General features: G+C 65.7%; 10 protein-coding genes. 1 reads left to right on the plus strand and 9 read right to left on the minus strand.

Annotation, left to right across the window (positions count from 1 at the left end; genetic code table 11):
• Window positions 1–251 precede the first annotated feature (251 nt).
• The 4 genes from ACFUTU_RS15775 to ACFUTU_RS15790 all read right to left on the minus strand — a co-directional run bounded on the left by ACFUTU_RS15775 (window position 252) and on the right by ACFUTU_RS15790 (window position 3,492).
• Window positions 252–1,211, minus strand: coding sequence for a 2-hydroxyacid dehydrogenase (locus tag ACFUTU_RS15775; protein ID WP_377965863.1), 960 nt, complete (start codon window positions 1,209–1,211; stop codon window positions 252–254).
• A complete protein-coding gene (locus ACFUTU_RS15780) occupies window positions 1,208–2,407 on the minus strand; it encodes a pyridoxal phosphate-dependent aminotransferase (protein WP_377965865.1) in 1,200 nt (399 codons plus the stop codon). The genes ACFUTU_RS15775 and ACFUTU_RS15780 overlap by 4 nt, the downstream gene beginning before the upstream one ends.
• Before the next feature lie 148 nt (window positions 2,408–2,555).
• A complete protein-coding gene (locus tag ACFUTU_RS15785; protein ID WP_377965867.1) occupies window positions 2,556–2,930 on the minus strand; it encodes a nucleotide pyrophosphohydrolase in 375 nt (124 codons plus the stop codon).
• Window positions 2,931–3,054: 124 nt separating this feature from the next.
• Complete coding sequence (locus ACFUTU_RS15790; RefSeq protein ID WP_377965869.1) at window positions 3,055–3,492, minus strand: CBS domain-containing protein; 438 nt, start codon at window positions 3,490–3,492, stop codon at window positions 3,055–3,057.
• Between the two features lie 331 nt (window positions 3,493–3,823).
• Here ACFUTU_RS15790 and ACFUTU_RS15795 point away from each other — a divergent pair, with 331 nt between their 5' ends.
• Complete coding sequence (locus ACFUTU_RS15795) at window positions 3,824–4,396, plus strand: carbonic anhydrase (RefSeq protein WP_377965911.1); 573 nt, start codon at window positions 3,824–3,826, stop codon at window positions 4,394–4,396.
• Window positions 4,397–4,450: 54 nt separating this feature from the next.
• Here ACFUTU_RS15795 and ACFUTU_RS15800 read toward each other — a convergent pair whose 3' ends face one another.
• The 5 genes from ACFUTU_RS15800 to ACFUTU_RS15820 all read right to left on the minus strand — a co-directional run bounded on the left by ACFUTU_RS15800 (window position 4,451) and on the right by ACFUTU_RS15820 (window position 11,759).
• Window positions 4,451–5,689: an NAD(P)/FAD-dependent oxidoreductase gene (locus ACFUTU_RS15800; protein ID WP_377965871.1), complete on the minus strand. Its 1,239-nt coding sequence runs from the start codon at window positions 5,687–5,689 to the stop codon at window positions 4,451–4,453.
• Window positions 5,690–5,778: 89 nt separating this feature from the next.
• Window positions 5,779–7,422 (minus strand): APC family permease, encoded by a 1,644-nt coding sequence (locus ACFUTU_RS15805; protein WP_377965873.1) that lies wholly within the window; start codon window positions 7,420–7,422, stop codon window positions 5,779–5,781.
• A 301-nt stretch (window positions 7,423–7,723) separates the two neighbouring features.
• Window positions 7,724–9,358, minus strand: a complete 1,635-nt coding sequence (locus tag ACFUTU_RS15810; RefSeq protein WP_377965875.1) for a GMC family oxidoreductase — start codon at window positions 9,356–9,358, stop codon at window positions 7,724–7,726.
• Window positions 9,359–10,855, minus strand: coding sequence for an aldehyde dehydrogenase family protein (locus ACFUTU_RS15815; RefSeq protein WP_377965877.1), 1,497 nt, complete (start codon window positions 10,853–10,855; stop codon window positions 9,359–9,361). It lies immediately after the preceding gene.
• Between the two features lie 313 nt (window positions 10,856–11,168).
• A complete protein-coding gene (locus ACFUTU_RS15820) occupies window positions 11,169–11,759 on the minus strand; it encodes a TetR/AcrR family transcriptional regulator (RefSeq protein WP_377965879.1) in 591 nt (196 codons plus the stop codon).
• Window positions 11,760–11,858 lie beyond the last annotated feature (99 nt).

Here is an 11,858-nt window from a genome sequence, read left to right on the forward strand (position 1 = left end):
GTTACGCCATTGGCGTTGGCGCCGGACGCACCGTCCGGCGCCAACTTTGGTTGCTGCAGGTACTGATCGACCGTCTCGAGCTGCGGGCCAACAGCGGCATTGCACTGGGATGCGGCGGACGGCCGACAGTTATGGGCCCCCGCCGGGACCGCAGAGAGCGGCCGGACTTCCATCTGGAGCCTGACGTTAACGGTACGAGCCCCGTCCTTCGGGACGGGGCTCGTACGCGTTATTCGCGGATCGTGTCTTGACTAACCGATCGGCGTGGGCGGCTGCTCGCCACGGAGCACGGCCAGCGTGTTGTCCGCGGCGAGGACTGCCATGGCGGTGCGCGTCTCGACGGTGGCCGAGCCGAGGTGCGGCACGAGTGTCACGTTCTCCAGATCCAGCAGGTCGGGGTGGACCTGCGGCTCTTTCTCGAAGACGTCCAGGCCCGCACCGGCGATGACGCCCTCGCGCAGCGCGGCCGCGAGGGCCGCTTCGTCGACGATCGGTCCGCGTGCGGTGTTGACGAGGTAGGTGGAGCTCTTCATTGCTGAAAGCTGCTCCGCGCCGATGAGGTGGTGCGTGTTGGGGCCGTAGGGGCAGTGCAGCGAGATGACGTCCGAGACGGTCAGCAGTTCGTCGAGGTCGACCCGGCGGGCACCCAGTTCCGCGGCGATCGCAGGATCGATCTCGCTGCGGGACTGGTAGACGATGTCCATGCCGAAGGCCTTGGCCCGGCGTGCCGTCGCCTGGCCGATGCCGCCCATGCCGACGACGCCGAGGGTCTTGCCCTGCAGGCTGGAGCCGAGCAGGAAGAACATGCCCCACTTCCACGGCTGGCCGGCGCGGATGAGGCGTTCGCCCTCGCCCAGGCGGCGGGTTGCCATGAGGATGAGCCCGAACGCGATGTCCGCGGTGGCCTCCGTCAGTACGCCGGGTGTGTTGGTGGCGACGATGCCCCGTTCCGTGCAGGCCGGGACGTCGATGTTGTCATAGCCGACGGCGACATTGGAGACGACCTTCAGCTGCGGGCCGGCGGCGTCCAGCAGTTCGCCGTCGACGCGTTCGGTCAGCAGGCTCACAATCGCGTCTGCCCCGGCGACGCGGCGCAGGAGTTCCTCACGGCTGATCGACTCCGGACCGGTCCAGGCGTCGACCTCGTGCTCGGCGCGAAGCTTTTCAAGGGCGGCGTCAGGGATCCGTCCTGTAACGACGACGCGGCTCATGCAGTCACGATCCATTCGCGCAGGCGGCCAAGGCCCTCACGGATAGCGTCCGCTTCGATGCCCGAGTAGGCGAGGCGGATGTACTGCCGGTCCTCACCGGGCAGCCGCCGGCCGAAGTGCTCACGCGTGCAGAAGGAGACGCCGGTCTTGTACAGGGCGTCGGAAGCGAAGTCGCCAACTTGGGTGTACCCCATGCGTTCCATGACCTCGGTGACGTCCGGGAACAGGTAGAACGTGGACTGCGGCACGGCCACGTGCATGCCGGGAATGGAGTTCACGAGCTCGCACGCGGTGTCGCGGCGCGTCTGCAGGATGTCGAGCATCTGCTGCACGGAATCCTGGGGGCCGCGCAGCGCTTCGATGCCGGCCCACTGCACGTAGTGCGTGGTGCAGGACTCGTCGTTGGTGTTGAGCGTGCTGAGGACCTGGGCGATCTCGCGCGGGGCGACGGCGCAGCCAAGGCGTGAGCCTGTCATCGCAAACTTCTTGCTGAACGTGTAGAGGATGACCGTACGCTCGGCCATGCCCGGAATCGAGGTGATCGAGCTCGACACGCCCTCGTAGCGTGTCTCGAAGTAGGCCTCGTCGGAGAGCACCCAGAGGTCGTGTTCGATCGCGAGCTGCGCGACGGCCTCACGCTCGGCCGCGGTCGACTCGGCCGAGATGGGGTTCTGCAGGTCGTTGTAGATGATGGCGACCGTGTTCGGGGTGATCGAGGCGCGGATCTTCTCAATGTCGATTGCGAAGCCCGTGCTCGTGGGCACGTAGCCGTATGGCACAGCCGTGCCGCCGAGGTATTCGATCTGCGATTCGTAGATCGGGAAGCCGGGGTTGGGGTAGAGCACTTCCTGGCCGGGGTTCATGACCGCCTGCAGGAACTTCGTGATGACGGGCTTGCCGCCGGTCATGACCACCACGTTCTCGGGGGAGAACTCGATGCCGCGGCGCGAGCCGATGTCCTCGGCGAGGGCCTCACGCAGTTGCGGGATGCCGGGGCCGGGGCAGTAGCCCGTGTAGCCGTCGGCGATCGCCTTGTTCATCGCCTCCACGATGTTCGGCGCGGTGGGGATGTTGATGTCGCCCAAATGGAAGGGGAACACCAGGTTCCCCTTCGCCTTCCAGGCGGCGGCGGCCTGCGCGACGCTGAAGGCGGTTTCGGTGCCCAGGCGTTCGAGCCGTTGCGCGAGTTGCTGCATGCTGTTCCACTCCTCATCGAGTTGACGTGGGTCCTCCGCGGAAGACCTCATATAGAACTAATATATATCAGCGGACGGAACTAATATATCAAACACTCGATGTGACGCCCATCTCTTGCAGTTGGCGCGTCATGCAGGCCTTGTGCTGTCAGCTGCCTGTAGTACGCCTGGCGGCCAGAACCGTATATTTCAGGGCATTGCCGCGGGCAAGTTCCACGGGGTACTTCTGCGCATTGACGCCGATCTTGGCCCGCAGCGCTGCATCCAGGTCGACATTAAGGACATCGGCCAGCCGCAGGAGGTACCCGAAAACGTCAGCCATCTCGTGCTCCACGGCCGTCCTGTTGACTGGATCATTGAGCCATTCGCCGACCTGCCCGTCACGCAGCCACTGAAAGAGCGACACCAGCTCGCCCGCCTCGCCACTGAGGGCCATGGCCAGGTTCTTGGGCGTGTGGAACTGTTCCCAGTCGCGCTCCTGGGCGAACTCGCGCAACTGGGCCGTCAAAGACTCGATACTCATGGAGCCAGCCTAGGCGAATTCCAGTAGCGGGCTGCCAAGGCAAACAGGCCACACTTCATGCCACAGACGAGCGCCACGGAGAGTGCTCCGCGGCGCTGGTTTGCTGAGGTATTGCTCGACTTTCTCAGCTGCTCGGCTGCATTCGGCTGCGTTCGGAAATGTGCTCCACCAGTTCCCCGACACGCTCTTCCGAGTAGTTTCGTGCGATGTCTCCCTGGCTGATGATGCCGACCATCCGGTGGTCAGCAATAACCGGAAGCCGCCGGACCTGGTACTTCTCCATCATTTCGATCGCGGCGTCAACGTTCGCATCTGCGTCGATCCAGTAGGGCTTGCCTGTGGCGAGGTCCCGGGCCATCATCTCGCGTGGATCCCGGCCCACGGCCAGGCACTTGAGCACGATGTCCCGGTCGGTAATCATGCCCTGCAGCCGGCCGTCATCACCGCAGATCGGCAACGATCCGCAGTCCAGATCCAGCATCATCCGGGCGGCGTCTACGAGGGACTGGTTCTCCCTAATACACTGCGCATCCGTAGTCATGAACTCACGTACAGCACTCATTGGTCCTCCTTCATCGATTGGGGTATCGACGCAGGGCACCGGCTCATGCGCCGATGCTGCCAGCCTACGCCGGGGGCACTTTGATGTCGACGGCGGTTGCGAACCTTCAGGGAGCGGACGTGGCGGGCACCCTGTCTGGCCCCGCGCTTCGGGTCAGAAGGGGCGTGATGCCGAGATCCGGGGTGCCGAAGGCAGCCGCAACGGCGCCACGCGTCTCACAAGGTACTAGCCCGATGCGGGAGAGTGATGGCTCGGGACCCTGCAGGAAGCCCCCCGTAAAGTAAGCAGGGTGACTAACCGAATCAGCCCGTATGACGCGTGGCAGCGCCTGATGGAAGGCAATGAGCGTTTTGTGTCGGGAGAGTCCAGACACCCTAACCAGAACGCGTCCCGTCGCAGCGAGCTCGTGAACAGTCAAAGCCCCTTCGCAGTCATCTTTGGCTGTGCAGACTCGCGTCTCGCGGCAGAAATCATCTTCGACGTCGGTCTTGGTGACGTATTCGTTGTCCGCACCGCCGGGCACGTGATCGACGATGCCGTACTCGGCTCACTGGAGTACGCCGTCTCGGTACTTCACGTCCCGCTCGTCGTCGTCCTTGGCCACGACAACTGTGGCGCGGTCACGGCCGCCAAAGAGGCCGTGGAAACGGGGGAAGTGCCGCACGGCCACATCCGCGACCTGGTGGAGCGGATCACTCCATCGGTGCTCGGCTCGCTGCGTGAGGACAAGACCGATGTCAATGACATGGTGGTGGAACACGCCAAGCAGACCGTTCGACGGCTGCTGGACAGTTCACGGATGATTTATGACGCCGTGGATAATTACTCCACTGCCGTAATCGGTGTGGCGTACCGGCTTGAAGAAGGCCGGGCGCAACTCGTGTCCACGTCCGGCGTCCTCTGAAACTACCGGGCGCGAACTACCGGGCGCGCCACGCCGCCGGCTCAGCGCGCGCGGTTAGTCGGGCCGTCCGACGACGACGTGTGATGGGCTGTGCGTGACATAACCGGTCAGCCAGGACGAGAGAGCCCGGATCTTCTGCTGCGTGCCGGGGAGCAGGGCAAGGTGGACACCGAGCCATGAGAGGAACGCCAGGGGGCCCTGCAGCTGGATGCGTTTGCGACCCAGTTCGGCCACTGCTGCGCCGCGGCCCACCATGGCCATGTAGCCCTTGTCCCAGTATTCGAAAGGCTGGCGCGAACCGCCGGCAAGGTCAGCCTGGATGTTGCGGGCCGCCCATTTGCCGGACTGCTCAGCAACCGAGCCCAGCTGGGGAAGTTTAGCCCCGGTGGCATCGGTGATGTTGGCGGAGTCGCCCAGGACATAGACGCCCTCGGCGCCGGGCGCCGTCAGGTCGGGCAGCACGTCGATGCGCCCGCCCTTCCCCTGCGGGAGTCCCGACTCGGCGATGATCTTCCCGGCCTTCAGGCCCCCGGCCCACACGACGATCCGGGCGGGTATGACCGTCCCGTCCGCCAGCGTCACGGCGTCGGCGCGGACCTCGGTGACACCCTGGCCCATGTGCAGCTGAACTCCAAGCTTCACCAGCCGGTCACGGGTGTACGCCTGTGACTTCTCGGAGAACGCCATCAGCACGTTCGGCACCATGTCCACCAGATGGACCCGGCACCGCGCCGCAAGGTCCGGCGAGAAATACTTCGGCACCAGGTACTTGATGTTCTCGGCGAGGGCACCCGCTGTCTCCACACCGGTGGGCCCGCCGCCGACGACCACCACGTCCGCATTGCCCGTGTGGGCACGGTCCGTCTCGTCCAGGACGGTGGTAAGGGCAGCGCTCAGCCGCGTGGCGTCTGCCACGGAGTACAGGGGATAGGCATGTTCTTCGGCGCCCGGAGTGTTGAAGAAGTTGGGTACGGCGCCGGCGGCGAGAACCAGGATCCGCGCCGAGTATCGGGACCCGTCGATTGTGGTGACAGTGCGGGTGGCGGCATCTACCGCCGTGACCTCCGCCGTGAGGACCCGGACGCCTTTCGAGCCGCGGAACACCGAGCGCAGCGGCCGGGCCACGGCTGATACGCCGATCTGCGAGGCGGCCACCTGGTACAGCAGGGGCTGGAACTGGTGATAGTTGTTCGCGTCGATGAGGAGCACACGGATGCCCTTGCGGCCCAGGTGCTCGGCCGCTGTCATACCGGCAAATCCGCCGCCGACCACGATGACCTGATATTCGTCCATCCGTGCAAGATACCGTGCCTGGCTGCGGGGCAACAGGGGCACCCGGGTGCAGGATGCACCCGGGTGCCCGTTTTTGCGATCGGCGCGGCCTACGCTCCCTTGTTTGCGACGGCGGCATTCATTGCCAGATCGTCACGGATTTCGCCGGCGACGTCGGCGGGGGACAACTCCGCGTCAGCCGGGGCAGGGCCGGGCACCAGCCGGGCGGCAGGCGGAGCAGCGTGTTCGGCGAGGACGCCTGTCTGGTGCCTGATCTTGAAGTGGTAGAGCAGGGCACCGCCTCCGGTGACCGCGGCGACGAAGATGACTCCGCCCCACTGCAGATACCACTCGAACGGCGGCACCGAGTTGTAGATTTCCGGGCGCGGCCAGATCAGGTTCAGCGTCATGGCCCCACCCCACAGCACCGCGAGGATGTTCACGGGCAGCCCCCATTTACCCATGCTGAATCCGGCTTCCGAACGGTCATCGAGCACCGGCCACTTCCGGGCCAGCCGCTTGCGCAGCAGGGGAACCGTCACCAGCAGGTAGGACAGGTAGATCAGGACGATGCTGATGCTGGACAGAATGGTGAAAATGGCCGGCTGCATGACGTTGACCAGCAGCGGGATGACAGCAATTACACCGATCACGATCGCAGCCACGGTGGGGGTCTTGCGGACCGGATCCACCTTGCTGAGCTGCCGGCTGAACGGCAGGTTGTTGTCCCGGGCCATGGCAAACATCATGCGGATCGCCGCGGCGTGGACTGCCAGCGTGCAGACCACTACCGCCACCACGATGCAGGCGAGGAAGGCCTTGCCAAAGGGTCCGCCGAGGACCGAGAGCACGATGTGCTGCAGGCCGCCGTCGGCAGCGCCCACCTTGGGATCGGTGAGATCCGGAGCGGCCAGGATGCCGAAGAGCAGGATCAGCCCGCCAAGCAGGAAGGAAGCCGTGACAGCCCGCAGGATGGCCTTGGGCGCCGTCCGCTTCGGGTCCTTCGTTTCCTCGCCCAGGGAGCTGGCAGTATCGAAGCCGTACATGACGTAGCCGGAAGCCATGGCGCCGATGAGGAACACGCCGAAGAAGCCCAGGTCGTGGCCTTCGCCGAAGCCGGCGGTGTCGAAGAAGACCTCCGGTCCCCGCACCACGTGCCAGCCCAGCGCGAGGATCAGCAGCACGGCCGCGATCAGCTCGACGAAGACGCCGATGCTGTTGATCCGGGTCATGAGCTTCACACCGAACGCGTTGATGAGGGTGGAGATGGTGATCATGATGGTGGCGAGCAGAACCCCGTTGAGGGCGAAGTCGTAGGTGCCGGTGCCGTCGCCGATGATCTGGAAGCCGGACCACAGCTGCGGCAGGGTGATCTGCAGGGCCAGTGCCACGGATCCCAGCGCCATGATCGAGGACAGCAGCAGCAGCCAGCCGGCCAGCCACGCCGAGGTGCCGGACGCGAGCCGCTTGGCCCAGTTGTAGACCGAGCCGGCGACGGGGTAGCGGCCTGCCAGTTCGGCGAAGCACAGCGCCACCATCAGCTGGCCGACGAAGACGATGGGCCAGGACCACGCGTACGCCGGGCCGGCCATGGAGAAACCAAAGTAGAACAGTTGAAAAACACCGGTGAGGATGGAGATGTAGCTGACGCCTGCGGCGAAGCTGGCGAACTTGCCGATGCTCCGGTCCAGGGTCTGGGCATAGCCGAATTCGTCCATGCCGCTCGAATCAGTACTCTTGCTGGGTTCCAACATCTGAACTCCTAAATCAGAAAAGCACGATGGTGATAACCCGCGGCCTCCATTGGACGCAGATTAAATCACACTGCTGAAATCGACGGGCCGGGCACCGCGCTGCAGCGCCCGGCCGTCTTCCCCCATTGCTGATGACTAGCCGCCGAAACTTGTGGACACGGCCGCGGACTCCGTTGTGTGTGGCGCGCGTCATAGTAAGCAGGCTAGTTGATGCTGAACAGATGTTCAAGACTCGTGAATGAACAAATGTTCAATGACAATCGCGCTGGGTGCCGGCGATTGACGTGGAGCGTGCCGCCGGTCAGGCGAGGGCCGCGCTGAGCTCCGCCGTGGCCGTTTCGCCGCTGCGGCTGGCGCGGATGAGGTCCGCGCAGCGTTCACCGATCATCATGACGGTGATGTTGGGATTGACTGTGACGTGCTCGGGCATAACGGAGGCGTCCGCGACGCGAAGGCCGGTGACCCCCTTCACCCGCAGTTCGGAATCGAGCGGCGACATGACGTCGTCGGCCGGGCCCATGCGGACAGTGCCCACGGGGTGGTACACGGTGTTGTGCGTCTTGCGGATGTAATCCTGGAGTTCCTCGTCTGTCTGCGCCTCGATCCCGGGGGACAGTTCACGCCCGGTCCAGTCGGCCATGGCAGGCTGGGCAGCGATTTCGCGGGCCTTGCGGATGCCGGCAACCATGACGCGCATGTCGTGGCCCTCGGGATCCGTGAAATACCGCGGGTCGACCATGGGCTTGTCGCGGAAGTCGCGGCTGCGCAGCCGGACGGTGCCGCGGGAGCGGGCATGGGTGACGTTCGGGGTAAGGCTGAAGCCGTTCTCGGTGGTGGGGTAGCCGTGCCGCAGGGTGTTCATGTCGAACGGGACGGAGCCGTAGTGCATCATCAGGTCCGGGCGGTCGAGGCCGTCTTCCGTGGGGGTGAAAATGCCGATCTCCCACCACTGCGTCGAGGTCGCCACCATTGGCTGCCTGGCCTCGAACTGCACCACGCCTTCGGGGTGGTCCTGCAGGTGCTCGCCGACGCCGGGGGAGTCGACCAGGACCTGGATGCCGTGCTCGGCCAGGTGCGCGGCGGGGCCGATGCCGGAGAGCATGAGCAGCTTCGGTGAATCGATGGCTCCGGTGGACAGGACCACTTCGCAGCGGGCGGAGAGCCTGTGCGTCCGGCCGAAGGCCGAGTCCACGACCTCGACGCCGGTGCAGCGCCTGTCCGCGTCGAATACCAACTGGCGGGCGCGCAGTCCGGTTAGCAGGGTGAAGTTCGCGCGCTCGATGATCGGGTGGATGTAGGAGACCGAGCTGGAAGAGCGGGTGCCGTCGGCACGCCGGTTGATCTGGAAGAAGTTGGCGCCGTTGACCACGGTGGTGCCGGTGTTGAACTTCGCCCGCGGAATGCCTGCCTGTTCGCAGGCGTCCAGGAGCGCGACGCCGGCGGGGTCCGCCGGGGGCACGTTCATCAGGTGCACGGGACCTGAGTCGCCGTGGTGCGGCGCATCCGGGCCGGCGTCCTCATTGGTCTCCAGCCGCTGGTACAGCGGCCAGGCGGCGTCGGCGTTCCAGCCGGTGGCGCCGTATTTGGACTCCCATTCGTCCAGATCTTCGCGCGGGGCCCAGAAGGCAATGCAGGAGTTGTGGCTGGAACAGCCGCCCATGACCTTCGCGCGGGCGTGCCGCATGAAGGAGTTGCCGTTCTCCTGCGGTTCGATCGGGTAGTCCCAGTCGTAGCCGGATTCCAGGAGTTCCATCCAGCGGTCGAGCTGGAGGATTTCGGGAATCCCGCGGTCGTCCGGGCCGGCTTCCACCAGCGCCACGGACACGCCCGGGTCCTCGCTCAGCCTCGCGGCGACAGCTGCGCCGGCGGATCCGCCGCCGATGACGATGTAGTCGAACTCCCGGTCCTGGAGGTTCTCGACGTTGTCGGTGTGCATCTAGTTCTCCTTGCTGTGGTCAGCGAACCAGCCGGTTACCTGCGGGCTGGTGTTCTGGTAGATGTGCTTGGCTTCCTGGTACTCGGCGAGGCCAGTCGGGCCGAGCTCGCGGCCGACACCGGACTGGCCGAAGCCGCCCCACTCGGCCTGGGGGAGGTAAGGATGGTAGTCGTTGATCCAGACGGTGCCGTGCCGCAGCCGGCCCGCGACGCGCTGCGCCTTGCCGGCGTCCTGGGTCCAGACAGCGCCGGCCAGCCCGTAGATCGTGTCATTGGCGGTGGCCACGGCCTCGTCCTCGGTCCGGAACGTCTCGACCGTCACCACCGGGCCAAATGCCTCGTCCACGACGACGGACATTCCCCTGCGCACGCGGTCCAGGATGGTGGGCTGGTAGTAGAAGCCGGTGTCGTACTTCTGCCCGGCCGGTGCCGCCCCGCCGCAGCGCAGCCGTGCACCCTCCGCAATGCCGCGCTCAACGTAGGAGTGGACCTTGTCCCGGTGGGCCGCGGAAATCAGCGGTCCGGTCTCGGCCGCCTCGTCGAAGGGGCCGCCGATCCGGATGCCCTGTGCGCGGCGGACCAGCTCGTCAACGAAGCGTTCCGCGATCGATTCCTCGACCACCAGCCGGGCGCCGGCGGAGCATACCTGTCCGGAGTGCACAAAGGCCCCGTTGAGTGCATTGTCGACGGCGGCGTCGAAGTCGGCGTCGGCGAACACCACGTTGGGGTTCTTGCCGCCGAGCTCCAGTGCCACTTTTTTGACGGTGCCGGCGGCGGCCGCTGCAATGCGCTTGCCGGTCTCCAGCCCGCCGGTGAAGGAGACAAGATCGACGTCGGGGTGTTCCGAAAGCGGCGCCCCCGCCTCTGCGCCGGCCCCGGTCACCAGGTTGGCGACGCCGTCCGGCAGGCCCAGGTCCTGCAGCAGCTGCAGAGCCAGGATGGCGGTGGACGGGGTCAGCTCGGAGGGCTTGAGGACGAAGGTGCAGCCGGCGGCGAGCGCGGGGGCGATCTTCCACGCCGCCTGCAGCAGGGGATAGTTCCACGGCGTGATCAGGCCGCACACCCCCACCGGTTCGTAGGCGATCCTGCTGACGACGGCGGGATCCCCGGCGTCGACGATGCGGCCCGCCTGCTGCCCGGCAAGCCGGCCGAAGTACTCGAAGCAGGCGGCGACGTCGTCCATGTCGATCCGGCTCTCGATAATCCGCTTTCCGGTGTCCAGCGACTCGGCCCGGGCGAATTTCTCGCGGTGTTCGCGCAGTTCCGCGGCAACCTTGAGCAGGAAGGCGCCCCGCTCGGGCGCCGGGACCGCTGCCCAGATGCCGGAGTCGAAGGCCGCACGCGCCGCGGCGATGGCGCGCTCTGCATCTTCCCGGCCGGCTTCGGAAACGGTGGCGACCAGTTCACCGTCGGCCGGGTTGCGGATGTGGCGCACAGCGCCGGATCCGGCGGCCTCCCATGAGCCATTGATGAAAAGGGTGGATGCGGTATCGGTCATGGGGTCTCCTCCAGTAGTACGGCGACGGGCTTCCAGTCGGTCTTCCGCTCGGCGTTGGGCGGGGCGTCTTCGACGGGTCGGATGGATCTGCCGGCCACTTTCCGCTGGGGTGTGGCGTGGGTCATATATGCAGATTAGTAGAGCTTGAACAAGTGTTCAAGGGTTCGCATGAACAAATGTTCAACTTTTTCTGGATCGACCTGGAGCGAAGGGTCAACGAAAGCCCCGGCTGGGGGCAGCAGGAACTCAGGAGGAAGAGCTCATAAGTGGCCGGCGGCCCGTCCGGCTGGTGTTCCTGTAGCCCGGGCGGGCGCTATTCCGCGGGGGCGAAGGCGATCTGCTCCGTGCGGGCGATGCTCCTTTGGATCGCCGCGTTGTCTATGCCGAGGAGCGCGGTCAGCCACATGCCGTTTTGAATGACGACGATGTCGTCGGCGCGCTGCCTGCATGCATCCCGGGAAAGTTCAGGTTTGGCGTTTCCGATCAGTGCAGCGAGCCCGTCCAGGTACCGGTCGAACGCAGCCGCATTGATCAGGGCGAAGTCTTCGTCGGCCTGGGCGAGGGCCCAAAGGTGCAGGCGCAGCGACAGGTAGCGGGTGGTCAGGAGATCCGCGGCCGCAACCCGCTTGAGGGCTTTGCGGAGCTGTTCGTCGGGGGGCGAGGCCGGATCGGGCGCCACCAGCATCAGGTCGTGCTCGTCCATCCGGTGCAGGGCGGCGCGGATCAGGCTTGACTTGTCTTCGTAGTAGTAATTGACCAGGCCCAGCGCGACACCGGCCTCGCGCGCCACGGCGCGCATGTTGACACCGGAGATGCCGTGGCGCGAGAGGAGGTCCAGTACGGCTTCGAGAATGCGCGACTGCCTGCCAAGCTGTTCGCCGGGGTTCACGGTGCTTGTATCCACCCGGCCAGACTATTGGGAAACATGATCGAGTGCATCCCGCCGGCCAGCCAAGTCACAGAGCCGGGACTATTTCCGCTTCCCGCCTGACGTGGAGAAGCC

Source organism: Arthrobacter sp. NPDC057388 (assembly GCF_042668165.1).
Classification (GTDB): domain Bacteria; phylum Actinomycetota; class Actinomycetes; order Actinomycetales; family Micrococcaceae; genus Arthrobacter.